12 protein-coding genes are annotated in these 16,431 nt (G+C 65.8%); 2 read left to right on the top strand and 10 right to left on the bottom strand.

Annotated elements, in window-relative coordinates; translation table 11 throughout:
* Positions 1-179: 179 nt before the first annotated feature.
* Positions 180-2,801, top strand: a complete 2,622-nt coding sequence (locus tag CK944_RS13015) for an ATP-binding protein (RefSeq protein WP_103173499.1) — start codon at positions 180-182, stop codon at positions 2,799-2,801.
* A 5-nt stretch (positions 2,802-2,806) separates the two neighbouring features.
* Here the strand turns inward: CK944_RS13015 and uvrB are convergent, their stop codons facing one another.
* The 10 genes from uvrB to coaBC form a co-directional block, all read right to left on the bottom strand.
* The gene (gene uvrB, locus CK944_RS13020; RefSeq protein ID WP_103173500.1) at positions 2,807-4,993 is read right to left on the bottom strand and encodes an excinuclease ABC subunit UvrB; all 2,187 of its coding nucleotides are present in this window, start codon (positions 4,991-4,993) and stop codon (positions 2,807-2,809) included.
* A gap of 155 nt (positions 4,994-5,148) precedes the next feature.
* Entirely contained in the window at positions 5,149-6,363 is a 1,215-nt protein-coding gene (locus CK944_RS13025; protein ID WP_103173501.1) for an FAD-binding oxidoreductase, read from the bottom strand.
* A 91-nt stretch (positions 6,364-6,454) separates the two neighbouring features.
* Positions 6,455-7,666 carry a cysteine desulfurase gene (locus CK944_RS13030; protein ID WP_103173502.1) on the bottom strand — a complete coding sequence of 404 codons (1,212 nt, stop codon included), beginning with the start codon at positions 7,664-7,666 and terminating at the stop codon, positions 6,455-6,457.
* Positions 7,663-8,256, bottom strand: coding sequence for a Yip1 family protein (locus CK944_RS13035; RefSeq protein ID WP_103173503.1), 594 nt, complete (start codon positions 8,254-8,256; stop codon positions 7,663-7,665). Before CK944_RS13035 ends, CK944_RS13030 begins: the two co-directional genes overlap by 4 nt.
* Entirely contained in the window at positions 8,253-8,738 is a 486-nt protein-coding gene (locus tag CK944_RS13040; protein ID WP_103173504.1) for a hypothetical protein, read from the bottom strand. Before CK944_RS13040 ends, CK944_RS13035 begins: the two co-directional genes overlap by 4 nt.
* Before the next feature lie 5 nt (positions 8,739-8,743).
* Complete coding sequence (locus tag CK944_RS13045; protein ID WP_103173505.1) at positions 8,744-10,072, bottom strand: SufD family Fe-S cluster assembly protein; 1,329 nt, start codon at positions 10,070-10,072, stop codon at positions 8,744-8,746.
* The gene (gene sufC / locus CK944_RS13050; RefSeq protein ID WP_103173506.1) at positions 10,072-10,827 is read right to left on the bottom strand and encodes a Fe-S cluster assembly ATPase SufC; all 756 of its coding nucleotides are present in this window, start codon (positions 10,825-10,827) and stop codon (positions 10,072-10,074) included. The genes CK944_RS13045 and sufC overlap by 1 nt, the downstream gene beginning before the upstream one ends.
* 66 nt (positions 10,828-10,893) lie before the next feature.
* Positions 10,894-12,438, bottom strand: a complete 1,545-nt coding sequence (gene sufB / locus CK944_RS13055; RefSeq protein WP_103173507.1) for a Fe-S cluster assembly protein SufB — start codon at positions 12,436-12,438, stop codon at positions 10,894-10,896.
* Positions 12,439-12,469: 31 nt separating this feature from the next.
* On the bottom strand, positions 12,470-13,507 hold the full coding sequence (locus CK944_RS13060; protein WP_103173508.1) for a cysteine desulfurase family protein: 1,038 nt from the start codon (positions 13,505-13,507) through the stop codon (positions 12,470-12,472).
* On the bottom strand, positions 13,504-14,736 hold the full coding sequence (gene coaBC, locus CK944_RS13065) for a bifunctional phosphopantothenoylcysteine decarboxylase/phosphopantothenate--cysteine ligase CoaBC (RefSeq protein ID WP_103173509.1): 1,233 nt from the start codon (positions 14,734-14,736) through the stop codon (positions 13,504-13,506). Before coaBC ends, CK944_RS13060 begins: the two co-directional genes overlap by 4 nt.
* Positions 14,737-14,865: 129 nt before the next feature.
* Between coaBC and CK944_RS13070 the strand changes: the two genes are divergently transcribed.
* Positions 14,866-16,380, top strand: coding sequence for a YifB family Mg chelatase-like AAA ATPase (locus tag CK944_RS13070; RefSeq protein ID WP_103173510.1), 1,515 nt, complete (start codon positions 14,866-14,868; stop codon positions 16,378-16,380).
* Positions 16,381-16,431: the final 51 nt, after the last annotated feature.

Raw genomic sequence — 16,431 nt, forward strand, 5'->3', positions numbered from 1 at the left:
GCAGGCGCGGCATCGCCCGCGGCAAGCGCCGGCCACCGACATGCAGTTGCGTTCTGTCAACGGCCAGCCTTCAGGGCCTTGCGGTCGCGGCACGCAGACGCGAATATCGGCGCGGAACAATGGCAGGAACCTCGCAAGGCCAATGCGACTTTGCGGCGATGCGCGATCAGGAATGACAGATGGATATCGAACGCTCCTTGGGCGGCTGGCTGGCAAGGTGCGACAGCGGGGTGGCCCGCGCCATCGCCAGGCGGGACTGGTCGAATACGCGCATGGGACCGGTAGAGTCCTGGTCCGCGGATCTGCGCGCCATCCTGGGCACGGTGCTGGCCTGCCCCACGCCGATGTATCTGGCCTGGGGACCGGAACTGATCTCGTTCTATAACGACGCCTATGAGCCGATTCTGGGATATCGGGCCAAGGACGCGCTTGGCAAACCCTTCCGCGATCTGTGGGCCAGCATCTGGGACGATATCTCGCCGCTGGTGGACCGATGCCTGGCGGGCGAAAGTCAGAAGATGGTGGACATGCGGCTGGATCTCAGCCGAAACGGGTTCCCCGAGGAAAGCTATTGGACCTTTACCTATTCCCCCGTCATCGACACCAAGGGCGACATCGTCGGGCTGATCTGCGTCACCGGCGAAACCACGGACCGAATCCTTGCCGAACGTGCCCGCGCCAAGGCGGCCGAACGGCTGGAACTGGCGATGTCCTCCAGCAACAGCGTCGGCATCTGGGACTGGGATGTGATCGCAGACCGCCTTACCGCCGACAGCAATTTCGCGAACCTTTATGGCGTCGATCCCGACCGCGCTGCTGCAGGGACCAAGGTCGGGGAATTCTTCAAGGGCATCCATCCCGAAGACCGCGCTAGGGTCGAGGCGGAGGTGGCCCGGACCATTGCGTCCATGGGAAAGTTTTCGTCGGAATACCGGCTGCTGGGCCGCGACGGCACGGTGTCCTGGGTATCGGCGCAGGGGCAGTGCATGGCAGGGCCCGACGGCCGTTGCGTGCGGATGCCGGGCGTCAGCTATGACATCACCCGGCTGAAAGAGGCCGAACTTCAGTTGCGCGCCGCGAAAGAGGAACGGGAATTCGTTCTTGAACAGTTCGCGCGACAGCGGATGCAAAGCGATCCGCAGGAAATCCTGCGAGCGTCCTCGGAGGCCTTGGGCAAGCGGCTGGGGGTCAACCGTGTCGGCTTCTATCGGCTGACCGAACCGCGGCTTGTCTGTCACGAGGCTTCCTGGTCCGATGGCACCCTGGAACCCCTGACGGGGTCGCAGCCGACGGATTACTTTGGACAGCATGCGGATGCCGAACGCCGCGCGGGCCGTGCCCTGGTTTTCGGCGACAGCCGCCAAGACAGCGGCGGCAAGCTGACGCCCTATGCCGAGGAAGGTGTTCTGGCCGGAATATGCGTGCCGCTGTTGACGGATGGAAAATGGGCGGCGGGGATCTATCTTCATCAGGCCAATGTCCGACAGTGGACCGAACCCGAAATCATCCTGGCCAAGGAAATCGTGCAGCAGACATGGCTGGCCATCGAGCGGGCCGAGGCGCTGATCAGCCTCAGCCGCCGCGTCGAGGAGCAGGAAGCCGCGCTTCAGCAGCGCGAGATCGTCCTGCGCGAGGAGTTCGAGCGCCGCGAGGCCGCGGAACGCCAGTTGCGCCAATTGCAGAAGATGGAAGCGGTGGGCCAGTTGACGGGCGGCATTGCCCACGACTTCAACAACATGCTGGCGGTGGTCATCAGCGGCCTGAACCTGACGCAAAGGCAGCTTTCGCGCGGCAATACCGATGTCGGCCCCTATATCGAGGGGGCCTTGGACGGGGCGGGTCGCGCCGCCGCGCTGACGCAGCGGCTGCTGGCCTTTTCGCGACAACAGCCGCTGGAGCCTGCGGTGATTGACGGCAACGCCCTGCTGATGGGGCTGTCCGAAATGCTGTCGCGGTCACTGGGCGAAACCATTGTCTTGGACACGAAGCTGAAACCCGATCTTTGGGCAACCAAGGTCGATCCTAACCAGCTTGAAAACGCCATCATCAATCTGGCGGTGAACGCCCGGGACGCCATGCCGGATGGCGGTCGCGTCACACTGGAAACCGCAAACGCCGATCTGACGCCCGGCATGGCCCGCGATGTCGGGATCGAGCCCGGGGCCTATGTGCGCATCCGGGTTCAGGACACGGGAATGGGCATGACGCCCGAGGTCCTGGCCAAGGCCTTCGATCCGTTCTTCACCACCAAGCCCACGGGACGCGGCACCGGCCTGGGCCTGAGCCAGGTCTATGGCTTCATCCGCCAGTCGGGCGGCCATGTCACGATGACGTCCCGGGTGGGCCAGGGAACCGCCGTGGACCTGTATCTGCCCCGAAGCCTGGATCACGCGGCCCAAACGGCGGACGATCTTGCCAATGACGTGCCGCAGGGTCGGCCCGATCAGGTGATCCTTGTGGTCGAGGACGAAGACCGGGTCCGCGCCTTCACGGTCGCGTCCCTGCGCGAACTGGGCTATACGGTGCTGGAAGCCGCGTCGGGGCCGTCCGCCCTGGATATCCTGGCGCAACGCCCGGATATCAGCCTGCTGTTCACCGACGTGGTGATGCCGCAGATGACCGGGCCGCAACTGGTCGAACAGGCCAGCAGGCTTCGGGACGATCTGAAGGTCGTCTATGCCAGCGGATATACCGGCAATTCGTCCGAGATCGACGCGAAGGTCAAGGCCGAGGGCAATTTCCTGCCCAAGCCGTTCAGCTTCGGCCAACTGGCGCGCAAGATCGCGGCGACCATGGGCTGAGGGCGTCAGCGCCGCCGCTTGGACCGCTTGTTGCCGCCGCGCTGCCCTGCCCTGCCCGCCGTGGACCGGCCCGAGGCCTTCACGGCTTCCTCGGCCGCTTCCTCGATCACGGATTGGCGGGCCAGGGGATCGTCGGCCACGGCAAGCTCGACCGCTTCCAGGCGCTTGACCTCGTCGCGGATGCGGGCGGCCTCCTCGAATTCCAGGTTCTCGGCAGCCTTGCGCATCTGCGAACGCAGCGCGTCCAGATGGGCCTGCAGGTTCGCTCCGACCATGGGGCGGTCCACCCTGGCCGTGATGCGCGACTGGTCGGTGTCGCCCTGCCACAGGCCCGCCAGCACGTCCTCGACGTTCTTGCGGACGGTCTGGGGGGTGATGCCATGCGCCTCGTTATAGGCGATCTGCTTCTGTCGGCGGCGTTCGGTTTCGGCCATGGCGCGTTCCATGCTGCCGGTGATGTGGTCGGCATACATGATGACGCGCCCTTCGGCGTTGCGCGCGGCGCGGCCGATGGTCTGGATCAGAGAGGTTTCGGACCGCAGGAAGCCTTCCTTGTCCGCGTCCAGGATCGCCACCAGCCCGCATTCGGGAATGTCCAGGCCCTCGCGCAGCAGGTTGATGCCCACCAGCACGTCGAAGGCGCCCAGCCGCAGGTCGCGCAGGATCTCGATCCGCTCGATCGTGTCGATGTCGCTGTGCATGTAGCGGATGCGGATGCCCTGTTCGTGGAAATATTCGGTCAGATCCTCGGCCATGCGCTTGGTCAGGGTCGTGACCAGCGTGCGCAGGCCCGCCGCGCTGACCTTGCGGATCTCGTCCAGCAGGTCGTCCACCTGCATCTCGACCGGGCGGATCTCGATCTGCGGGTCCAGAAGGCCGGTGGGGCGGATGATCTGTTCGGTGAAGACGCCGCCGGTCTGGTCCATCTCCCACTGCGCGGGGGTCGCCGAGACGAAGACCGACTGCGGGCGCATCGCGTCCCATTCCTCGAACTTCAGCGGGCGGTTGTCCATGCAGCTTGGCAGGCGGAAGCCGTGTTCGGCCAGCGTGAACTTGCGTCGGAAGTCGCCGCGATACATGCCGCCGATCTGCGGCACCGATACGTGGGATTCGTCGGCGAAGACGATGGCATTGTCGGGGATGAACTCGAACAGCGTGGGGGGCGGCTCGCCCGGCGCGCGGCCGGTCAGGTAGCGGGAATAGTTCTCGATGCCGTTGCAGACGCCGGTGGCCTCCAGCATCTCGATGTCGAAGTTGGTGCGCTGTTCCAGCCGCTGCGCTTCCAGCAGCTTGCCTTCATCGACAAGCTGCTTCAACCGACCCTGAAGTTCCGCCTTGATCCCCTTGATCGCCTGCTGCAGCGTCGGGCGCGGCGTGACGTAATGGCTGTTCGCATAGATGCGGATCTGGCGGAAGTTGTCGGTCTTCTGCCCGGTGAGGGGATCGAATTCGGTGATCGCCTCAAGCTCGTTTCCGAAGAAGTCGAAGCGCCAGGCACGATCTTCCAGGTGGGCGGGCCAGACTTCGACCACGTCGCCCTTGACGCGGAAACCGCCCCGCTGGAAGGCCGCATCCAGCCGCCGATACTGCTGCGCCACAAGCTGGGCGATGAATTCCCGCTGGTCATAGCTGTCGCCCACGACCATGTCCTGGGTCATGGCCGAATAGGTCTCGACCGAGCCGATGCCGTAGATGCAGCTGACCGAGGCCACGATGATCACGTCGTCGCGTTCCAGCAGCGCGCGGGTGGCCGAATGGCGCATCCGGTCGATGGCCTCGTTGATCTGGGATTCCTTCTCGATGTATGTATCCGACCGGGGGACATAGGCTTCGGGCTGATAGTAGTCGTAGTAGCTGACGAAGTATTCCACCGCGTTGTCGGGGAAAAAGCCCTTGAATTCGCCGTAAAGCTGGGCCGCCAGCGTCTTGTTGGGCGCCAAGATGATGGCGGGGCGCTGCGTCGCCTCGATCACCTTGGCCATGGTGAAGGTCTTGCCGGTGCCGGTCGCGCCCAGCAGCACCTGGTCGCGTTCGCCCGCCTGCACGCCCTGGGTCAGTTCGACAATGGCCGTGGGCTGGTCCCCTGCGGGTTCAAACTCGGTTTTCAGGACAAAGCGCCGCCCGCCTTCCAGCTTGGGACGCGTGACTTCGATCGGACGCGCGACCGGCGCATTGGTATTGTTGTGACCCATCGGCAACCTTCATGCGGCAGAGCCTGTAAGGTGTGGTGGCGCGCCCGAAAGTCAACCGGCACTGCTGACGGATTGCGTCAGCAGGGGGCGCTCTCGCCCCCTCTTGGCCTGCGGCCAATTCACCCCCCGAGGATATTTTCGCACAGAAGAAGCGCCTATCGCTTGAACCGCGCAGGCTGCATTTCCGCCCATCCCTGCCCGCCATCCATTTCCTCGGCCAGGATTTCGGACGTGACGGGACCAAGGGTGAAGCCCTGGTGGCCATGGCCGAAATGCGCCCAAAGGTTCGGCTGGTCGGGCACGCGGCCGATCACGGGCAGCATGTCGGGGATACAGGGGCGGCGGCCGGTCCATGGCTCGGCCTCGACCGGAGAGCCTATGTCGAACAGTTCGCGCGCAGCCTTTTCGCCGTGCTTCAGTTGCGGCGGCGTCAGGCGGGGATGGCTGGTCAGTTCGGCGGCGGTCGCGATCCGCAGGCCCCGGCGCATCGGCGACAGCACGACCGAGTTGCCGAAATCCGCGATGGGGTGGTTCGGCGGCGTCTCCATGCGATAGTGGCGGTGATAGCCGCGCTTGAAGACCATGGGGACCGTCAGGCCAAAGCGTTGCAGCAGCATGGGCGACCAGGGGCCAAGGGCGACCACGGCATGTTCGCCCGTCTCATCGCCCGCGCGCCAGCCACTGCCCGCGCGGTGCAGATCGCCCGCATCGGCGTTCACGATCCGCCCGCCGCGCCTTTCGAACAGCGCGGCGTAAGCGGCCACCAGTCCGCCGGGATCCGAACAGGTCCAGGCGTCGGCCCAATGGGTCGCGCCCTCGACCTCGATCTTGATGGCGGGTTCCAGCGCGCGCAGCGCCTTGCCGTCCATCAGCTTGGCCTCGACCCCGAATTCGTCCATGAACCGCTTGGCGGTGGCGCGGGCCTTTTCCATCCGCGCAGGGGTGCGATGCACCTCGATATAGCCGTTGCGGCGGATGATGTTGTCGGCGCCCGCAGCCTCGACCAATGGGGCGTGGCGTTCGGTCGATTGGCGGATCAGCTTGCCCCAGGTCAGGGTCGCCCGGCGGTGGCCTGCGGGCAGCGAGTTGATGGCATAGGTCCAGACCGCGCCCAGTTGGGACAAAAGACCGGGGATGTTCCACCTGACATCATATCCCATCCCCAGGGCGATCTGGATCAGCGCGGCAGGGGCAAGCGGCATGGCATAGGGTTCCACCGCCTCGGTCTGGATCAGGCCCGCATTGCCATAGCTGGTTTCCCGCCCCGGCACGCCGCGTTCAACGATCGTGACCTGATGCCCGCGCGCCTGAAGGGCCAGCCCGGTCGTGACGCCGACCATGCCCGCACCCAGGACCAAAATCTCTGCCATATCCGCACCCTGTTCGTGTTTTGATCAGGGATGCAGACATTCGGCGGCTGGGCAAGACGATCTTCGGTAACCTATGAAAACTTTGCAAGATTCATGCGAAAAGCTCGTGGCAAAAGGTCAAACCTTCGACCAAAGCGTCCACATCCCGCCGGGTGTTGTACATGGCGAAGGATGCCCGCGCGCTTGCAGTGATTCCGAAGAACTCCATCAGCGGCATGGCGCAATGGCTGCCCGCGCGCACGGCGATGCCGCGCTTGTCCAGGATGGTGGACAGGTCATGGGCATGGGCGCCCTGCATGGTCATGGAAAAGATCGCGCCCTTGTCCGGGGCGTCGCCCTGGATCTGCAGCCAGTTGAGGCTGCCCAGCCGGTCGCGGGCATAGTCGCGCAAGCTGCGTTCATGGGCGGCGATGTTGTCCATTCCCAGGTCCATCAGGTATTCCAGCGCAGCGCCCAGACCGATCTGGTTGACGATGCCGGGCGTTCCCGCCTCGAACCGCAGGGGCGGGTCGGCGTATTCGACCGCGTCCCGCGTCACGGTGCGGATCATGTCGCCGCCGCCCAGGAAGGGCCGCATCTCGGCCTGGCGTTCGCGGCGGATCCACATCGCGCCGGAGCCTGAAGGCCCGTAAAGCTTGTGACCCGTGACACAATAGAAATCGACCCCAAGCGCCGCCAGATCGACCGGCATATGGACCGCCGCCTGGCTGCCGTCCGCCAGCACCGGCACATCCGTGCCCCGCGCGATGGCGCCGATATCGATAACGGTGCCGGTCACGTTCGACATATGCGTGACGGCGATCAGCTTCGTCCTTGGCCCCACCGCCGCCAGCACCTTTTCAGGCGGCAGGCTGCCGTCGGGTTCGGGTTCGACCCATTTCAGCACCACCCCCTGCCGTTCGCGCAGGAAATGCCAGGGAACGATATTGGCGTGGTGTTCCAGCACCGACAGCACGATCTCGTCCCCCGCCTGCAGGCGGGGCGCGGCCCAGCCATAGCTGACGAGGTTGATCCCCTCGGTCGATCCGCTGGTGAAGATCAACTCATCCTCGTGCGGGGCGTTCAGGAAGCGGGCGATGATCGCGCGGACGCGTTCATAGTTGTCGGTCGCCAGGTTCGACAGGAAGTGCAGGCCCCGGTGGACATTCGCATATTCGCCTTCATAGGCGCGGGTGATGGCCTCGATCACCTGGCGCGGCTTCTGCGCGCTGGCGCCGCTGTCCAGATAAACCAGCGAGCGGTTGTTAACCTGCCGCGACAGGATCGGGAAATCGGCGCGGACGGCATCGACGTCAAAGCTCATTGCGGCATCTCCGGCAGGATTCCAAGGGCGGCAGCGATCAGGGACAGAACGAAACCCGCCACGAAGGCGGTTCCGATCAGGCCAAGGGCGACCTTGGCGCTGCTGCGGAAACCGTGCAGCGCCTTGGTGAACTGGACGGTCAGCCACAGGAACAGGACAAGCGCGGCCAGCCCCAGCATGCCCGCCACGCCCGGCAGGACCAGCGACACGACCAACTGGGCGGCCTGCACCACAAGCAGCAGAACCTCGATCCAGACGGTCAGCAACAGCGCGTCCTCGAACCGGCCGTGACCGCCGAACATCCGGCCGACGCTGGACATCAGCCCCGCCGCCATGACGATCGCCCCGAACTGCATCAGGGCAAGAACCATGGGCTGATGGCTGAGGATCACCACCTGGGTTCCATCGGGCGCCGGCGTGCTGAACAGCATCGCCGCCAGCGAGGCAAGCAGCGCCGACAGCGACACAGCCGCCAGCAGCGCCATCCAGCGGGCCTGGATCGGCCATCCCTGCCCCATCAGCGCATGCGCCGCCGCATTCGGATCGCGGAAGGACAGGCCGATCAGGGCCTTGAAGTCGTCGAAAGTCATCTTCGCCTCGACAGAGTTGATATTCCGGCGCCCCAGATCACCAGAAAGCCGATGCCACAGGCCGCCTGGGCCAGGGTCAGGCCCGGCCCCTGCCCGACCAGGCCCGCGACCAGCCCCGCCAGCAGCATCGCAGGCGCCACCGCCAGCAAAGCCCAGAACAGCGCCAGGCGCGAATCCTCGGGCGCAAGATACCATGGGGTCAGGCGCGACAGGCCGGTAACCAGGGCAGCAAGGGCATAGGCCAGGATCGGCATCATGAACATCACGCCCAGAAGCGCACCGCCCATGCGGGCCTGGAACGGAACCGAAGGGTCAAGCTGCGCCAGCCGTGCATTGGCAGGGGCTTGCGCGATCAGGAAGATCAGCATCGCGACCATCAGCACGGCCAGCTTGGACCCTTCCGACATGGCGGAAAGGCCCCGCACCACCCGGCGCGGGGCCACCCAGCTTTGCAGCACCCGGGGGACGATGCCCGCGGGCACCGCCCTTACTGAACCGCGTTCAGGGTCAGCCACACGTCAAGCCGTTCATAGATGCAGTCGCGGATCGCCTCGTCCTCGATCTCGGCCAAAGCATCGGCCAGGAAGGACAGGACCAGGAACACGATGGCCCGTTCGCGCGGCACGCCGCGGGACCGCAGATAGAACAGCGCCTCGTCGTCGATGGCCCCCGTGGTCGAACCGTGAGAGCATTTCACGTCGTCGGCATAGATCTCCAGTTCCGGCTTGGCCAGGAACTGGCTGCGTTCGTCCAGCAGCAGCGCCTGGCTGATCTGGTATCCGTCGGTCTTCTGCGCGCCGGGCTTGACCAGGATCTTGCCCTGGAAGACGCCCTGGGCCCCGTTCTTCAGCACCTTCTTGAAGACCTGGCGGCTTTCGCAGCGTTCGGCCCCATGGGTGATGAAAACCGTGTCGTCCTGGTGGAAGGGCGCCTTGCCCCCGTCGCCCAGCACGGCCGCGGCGATATGGGCCACGGCATCGTCGCCCGCGATGTCGATCACGGCCTCGTTGCGCATGACGGTGCCGTTCACCGACAGAGTGAAGGACTTGAACTGCGCCTTGGCGGCAACACGCGCGAAGATATGGCCGATGCCCACCCGGGAATCGACCGCGCGCTTGGAGGCGACATGGTGGAAGGCCGCGCCCTCGGCCAGATCGACCTCGATCACGCTGTTCGACCGGGCGCCGGACATGCCGGTTTCCAGCAGCGTCAGTTCTGCGCCGGCCTCGACCCGGATGACGTGGTGCCAGATCGCATCCGCATTGTCCGAGGCGCGGCGATGCACGACATGGATCGGCTTGGACGGCTTGCCGGTCACGCGGATCAGCAACCCGTCCTGGGCCGCAGCCGTGTTCAGCGTGGCGAAGGGACGGCGGACCGGGTTCTGGCCCGCAGCTTCCAGCCTGCCATAAAGATCGGCAGCCCAGTTCGCCTCGTCGGCCTTGGCAAGGGTCGTGATCTCGACCCCCTCGAGCGCCAGGTCATCGGATGCGGCCTCGTCGAAGACGCCATCCACGAAGACCAGCGTCAGCCGGTCCAGCGTCTCGAACAAGGGCGTGGCCTGTTCCTGCGGAACGGGAAGGGCCGTGGCTTCCGGCGCGTTGAACGGGCGCGGATCGGTATAACGCCAGTATTCGTCGCGCGAACCGGGAAGACCCATGTCCTGCAGACGCGACAGCGCGTCCCGGCGTGCCAATGCAAAGCCGCCCTGCGGCAGGCTCAGCGCGGACAGGCGCGCGTCAAGCGCGTTGGCGGGCTTGGTCGCGCCCTCGACCGAAGGGGTCTGGCCCTTGGTCTGAACTGCGATGTCAGCCATCAGCCAGCCTCCGCCAGAAGATCGCCATAGCCTTCTTCCTCGACCTGCAAGGCCAGTTCCGGCCCGCCCGATTTCACGATCCGGCCGTTCGCCATGATATGCACCACGTCAGGCTGGATGTGGTTCAACAGCCGCTGGTAATGGGTGATGACCAGGAAGCTGCGGTCGGGCGAACGCAGCGCGTTCACGCCGTCGCTGACCAGCCGCATCGCGTCCACGTCAAGGCCCGAGTCGGTTTCGTCCATGATGCACATGCGCGGTTCCAGCATGGCCATCTGCAGGATCTCGTTGCGCTTCTTCTCGCCGCCCGAGAAGCCGACGTTCACGGGACGCTTCAGCATCTCGGGGCTGATCTGCAGTTCGGCCGCCTTGGCGCGAACCAGCTTCAGGAAATCGCCCGAGGACAGTTCGGCCTCGCCGCGCGCCTTGCGCTGCGCGTTCACGGCGGTGCGCAGGAAGGTCATGTTGCCCACGCCCGGAATCTCCACCGGATACTGGAAGGCCAGGAACAGGCCGGCGCTGGCGCGCTGTTCGGGCTCCATGTCCAGCAGGCTTTGGCCGTCGAGCGTGGCGGACCCTTCCGTCACCTCATAGCCGTCGCGGCCCGACAGGACATAGGACAGCGTCGATTTGCCCGACCCGTTCGGACCCATGATCGCATGGACCTGACCGGCCGGGATCTCCAGCGACAGACCCTTCAGGATCTGCTTGTCTTCTTCCTCAAGCTTGACGTGCAAGTTGTCGATTTTCAGCATCTTTTCCTCATCAGATGGTGGTGGCGGTGCCGAAGCAACGGCACCATCATCAAATCCTTCGCGGCCTTAGCCGACCGAACCTTCCAGCGAAATGGCGACCAGCGACTGGGCCTCCATCGCAAACTCCATCGGCAGCGCCTGCAGCACCTCGCGGCAGAAGCCGTTGACGACCAGGGCCACGGCCTCTTCCTCGTCCATCCCGCGCTGGCGGCAATAGAACAGCTGGTCGTCGTCCACCTTGCTGGTCGTCGCCTCGTGTTCCACGCGGCTGCTGGTATTCTTGACCTCGATATAGGGCACCGTATGGGCGCCGCACTGATCACCGATCAGAAGGCTGTCGCACTGGGTATAGTTGCGGCTGTTGGTGGCGCGCGGATGCATCGTCACCAGACCCCGATAAGTGTTCTGCGCCTTGCCCGCCGAGATCCCCTTGGACACGATGCGCGACCGGGTGTTGCGGCCCAGATGGATCATCTTGGTGCCGGTATCGGCCTGCTGCATGTTGTTGGCGATGGCGATGGAATAGAACTCGCCCTGGGATTCGTCGCCGCGCAGGATGCAGGACGGGTATTTCCAGGTGATCGCGGACCCGGTTTCCACCTGCGTCCACATCACCTTGGCACGGGCCTCGCGGCAGTCGGCGCGCTTGGTGACGAAGTTGTAGATGCCGCCCTTGCCTTCCTCGTCGCCCGGATACCAGTTCTGGACGGTCGAGTATTTCACCTCGGCATCCTCCAGCACGACGATTTCCACGACCGCCGCGTGAAGCTGATGCGTGTCGCGCTTGGGCGCGGTGCAGCCTTCAAGATAGCTGACATGGCTGCCCTTGTCGGCGATGATCAGCGTGCGCTCGAACTGGCCGGTGTTTTCCGCGTTGATGCGGAAATAGGTGGACAACTCCATCGGGCATTTCACGCCCTTGGGGACATAGACGAACGACCCGTCCGAAAACACCGCGCTGTTCAGCGTGGCGAAATAGTTGTCGGACTGCGGCACGACGCTGCCCAGATATTTCTTCACCAGTTCGGGATGTTCGCGGATCGCTTCGCTGATCGAACAGAAGATGACCCCTGCCTTGGCGAGTTCGTCCTTGAAGGTGGTCCCGACGGACACCGAATCGAAGACGGCATCGACGGCGACCCGGCGCCCTTCGCTGGCGGCGATCGCCATGTCCACGCCGGGCGACGGCAAGGCGCCCTCGACCCCTGCAAGGATCATCTGTTCCTTCAGCGGGATGCCCAGCTTTTCATAGGTCGCCAGCAGCTTGGGATCGACCTCGTCCAGGGACTTCGGCTTCACTTCCATGCTTTTCGGGCGGGCATAGTAATACTGGTCCTGATAGTCGATCTCAGGATAGTTCAGCATCGCCCATTTCGGTTCCGTCATGGTGATCCAGCGGCGATAGGCTTCCAGCCGCCATTCCAGCATCCATTCGGGTTCTTCGTTCTTTTGCGAGATCAGGCGGACGATATCTTCGTTCAGCCCCTTGGGGGCATAGTCCATCTCGATCTCGGTATCCCAGCCGTATTTATAGCTGCCCATGCTTTGCACGGTTTCGACCGTTTCCCGGTCAACGCCCTCGCGCACTTCAAGATCGATGGTTGCAGTCATCCTTTGTCCTTCCTCGGGCCGGGCCTGCCGCCTAGCCGTTCCGTTCGCGCCAGCGTGAATACGCGCTTTCCCACGCATCCGCAAATCGGTTCACCTGATCGTCGTCCGTAGCCGGACTTATCGAGATCCGAATTGCCGATTGCGCGGCCTTGTCATCGAAACCCATGGCCTGCAAAACCCCGCTGGCCCGGACCTTGCCCGACGAACAGGCCGACCCTGCCGAAATCGCAAAGCCCGCCAGATCCATCTGCATGACCTGGGTTTCACCCTTCCAGCCCGATGTAAGAAGACAGGTCGTGTTCGGCAAGCGTCTGGCGCCCTTTCCGGCCACTATTGTTCCCGGCAGCGACAGCAGCCGTTCCTCCAGCGCATCGCGGCGGGCGGCGACCTCGTCCCACAGGCCAACCTCCAGTTCCTTCTGCGCGGCGGTGGCGGCGGCGGCAAAGCCCAGGATGCCGATCAGGTTCTCGGTCCCGCCGCGGCGGCCCTGTTCCTGGCCCCCGCCCCGGATCAGCGCGGGCACGTCGGTGCCGCGCCTGACCACCAGCGCGCCGATCCCCTTGGGCCCGCCCAGCTTGTGCGCGCTGACAAAGCCCGCCGTGACGCCCAGCCAGTTGAAGGCGAAGGGCACCTTGCCGAAGGCCTGCGTCAGGTCGCTGGATCCCAACCCTTCCGGCAGGGACTGGATCACTCCGGTTTCGTTGTTGGCCAGTTGCAGGCTGGCATTCGCGGGATCGGGCACCGTGACAGTGCCGTCCGCGTCCACCGCCAGATCCTGGTCGCACCAGACCTTGATCGCGCTGTGTTCGACCGGGGCGCAATGGATGCCCCTGCCCGCCAGAACCATGGCCGCAGCCTCGGTCGTGCCGGATGTGAAGATCACGTCCGCGCCTTCGGCCCCAAGCGCCGCCGCAACCTGTTCGCGCGCGCGTTCCATCGCCATCTTGGCCGCGCGCCCCTCGGTATGGACCGAGGACGGGTTGCCCACGATCTCCATCCCCTCGCGCATCGCGGCCTTGGCTTCCTCGCGCAGGGGGGTGGTGGCGTTCCAGTCCAGATAGGTTCTCATCCGATCACCCCGGCGATCTTCTGCGCCAGCCTGCGGGCTACGGCATCCTTGCCCATGCGCGGCCATTCCTCGGCGCCTTCGTCGGTGATGACCGTCACGGCGTTCTCCGTGCCGCCCATGATGCCGGTACCTTCGCTGACATCGTTGGCGACGATCCAGTCGCAGCCCTTGCGCAGCCGCTTGTCGGTGGCATGGGCCACGACATCGTTCGTTTCGGCCGCAAAGCCCACGACCAGCCGGGGGCGGCTGTCGCCCGCCTGGCTGATCCAGGCCAGGATGTCGGGATTCTCGGCCATTTCCAGGACCGGCGCCTTGCCGCTGCCGTCCTTCTTCATCTTGTTCGCCGACGAATTCATGATCCGCCAGTCGGCTACCGCCGCCGCCATCACGGCAGCATCCGCGGGCAGCGCGGTTTCGACCGCATCGCGCATCTGCCGGGCGGTCTGGACGCGGATCACCTCGACCCCTTCGGGCGGGGCGACCTCGGCCGGGCCGGTGACAAAGCTGACGCGCGCGCCAAGGTCGCGCAGGGCCGCCGCGATCGCCGCCCCCTGCGCCCCCGAGGATCGGTTGGCGATATAGCGCACCGGGTCGATGGGTTCATGCGTCGGGCCCGAGGTCACGATCACATGCCGCCCCGACAGCGCGCCGGACCGGACCTGCGCCTCGGGCAGCAGCTTCAGGGGTTGCGGGGCCAGTGCGTCGCGGATGGCCTTCAGGATCGCCTCGGGTTCGGACATGCGGCCGGTGCCGTATTCGCCGCAAGCCATGTCGCCGTCTTCGGGGCCGACGAACAGGATGCCGTCCTCGCGCAGCGTGCGCAGGTTCCGCTGAGTGGCGGGGTGGTGCCACATCCGCACGTTCATCGCGGGCGCGACCAGCACTCGCTTGTCCGTCGCCAGCAGCAGGGTGGATGCCAGGTCGTCCGCCAGCCCCTGCGCCATCTTGGCCAGCAGGTCCGCCGTCGCGGGCGCCACGACTACCAGATCGGCATTGCGCGACAACTGGATATGGCCGATCTCGGCCTCGGCCGCGATGTTCCACAGGCTGTCATGCGCGGCCTCTCCGGCCAGCACGGACAGGGTCATGGCGGTGGTGAACTGCGCCCCCGCCTGGGTCAGGACGGGGGTCACGGCCGCACCTTCGGCGCGCAGCAGGCGGATCAGCTGCGGCACCTTCATGGCCGCGATGCCGCCGCCCACGATCAGCAGGATACGCTTGCCGTTCATCTTGCCCCCATGACCTTGCGCCCCTCGTCACATAGCCCCCCCGCCCCGGTGCCGCAAGCAATCGGGGGCCTGTTAACCTTTCCTTAAGCCCCAGCCCGTTAACCATCGCGTAGAGGACAAGGGGAAGCCATGGTCGCGATCGCCTATTCCGTCGCCTTCGAAGGGATCGAGGCGCGGCTGGTCGAGGTTCAGTGTTCCGTCGCGGCGGGCCTGCCGGGCTTTGCCATCGTGGGCCTGCCCGACAAAGCCGTCAGCGAGGCGCGTGAACGGGTGAAGGCGGCCTTCGGCGCCCTGTCCATCGCCATGCCGAACCGGCGGCTGACCGTGAACCTGTCGCCCGCCGACATCCCCAAGGAAGGATCGCATTTCGACCTGCCCATCGCGCTTGCGATCCTGGCCGCGCTGGAGATCGTCCCGGCCGAGGAACTGTCGCGTTGTGTGGCCCTGGGCGAACTGGCGCTGGATGGACGGCTGGTTTCCGTCACCGGCGCCCTGCCCGCCGCCATGGCCGCGGCCGAGGATGAGCGCGCGCTGATCTGCCCCCGCGCCTGCGGCCCCGAGGCCGCCTGGGTCGAGGCCGTCCCCGTGCTTGCCCCCGCTACGCTGCGCGAGGTGATCGACCACCTGACCGACCGCGCGCCCATCGCCCGCGCGGCCCCCGGCATGATCGGCGATGCCCCCCTGGGCGGCTGCCTGTCCGAGGTGAAGGGCCAGGAACGCGCCAAGCGCGCCCTGGAAATCGCGGCGGCTGGCCGGCATCATCTGCTGATGGTCGGGCCGCCCGGCGCGGGCAAGTCGATGCTGGCCGCCCGCCTGCCCGGCCTGATGCCGCCGCTGGGACCTGTCGAGGCGCTTGAGACATCCATGATCCATTCGCTGGCCGGCACGCTCGACGACGGCGGCATCTCGCGCCGCGCGCCGTTCCGCGAACCGCACCACACCGCATCGATGGCCGCCATCGTCGGCGGCGGGCGCGGCGCCAAGCCGGGCGAGATCAGCCTGGCCCATAACGGCGTCCTGTTCATGGACGAATTTCCCGAATTTCCCCGGCAGGTTCTGGAAACCCTGCGCCAGCCGATCGAAACCGGCGAGGTCGTGGTGGCCCGCGCCAATGCCCATATCCGCTATCCCTGCCGCTTCCTGCTGATCGCCGCCGCCAATCCCTGTCGCTGCGGCTATCTGGCCGATGCGGCGCGGTCCTGTTCCCGCGCGCCCGTCTGCGGGTCGGATTACATGGGCAAGATCTCGGGTCCGCTGATGGACCGCTTCGACTTGAGGCTGGAGGTTCCGGCGGTCAGCTTCATGGACCTGGAACTGCCCTCGGGCGGCGAGACCTCGGCCCAAGTGGCGGCGCGGGTGGCAGTCGCGCGCGACGTGCAGACCGCGCGGTTTCGCGACCATCCGCAGGTCCGCGTGAATGCCGAGGCCTCGGGCGGGCTGCTGGACCAGATCGCCGCGCCCGATCAGGAAGGCCGGGCGCTGATCCTGAAGGCATCGGAACGGCTGGGCCTGACCGCGCGGGGCTATCACCGCATCCTGCGCACCGCGCGCACCATCGCGGACCTGGCCGGTTCCGCCACTGTGCGCGCGCCCCACCTGGCCGAGGCGATCAGCTATCGCCTGCCCTTCGTGGCAGGCGGCTGAAGAATTGCGCATCGTGCAAGGCAGGGCTATGGCGGACCGACCCTAACGACG

It is taken from the genome of Paracoccus sp. SY, assembly GCF_002901215.1.
In the GTDB taxonomy this organism is placed as follows: Bacteria; Pseudomonadota; Alphaproteobacteria; order Rhodobacterales; family Rhodobacteraceae; genus Paracoccus; species Paracoccus acridae.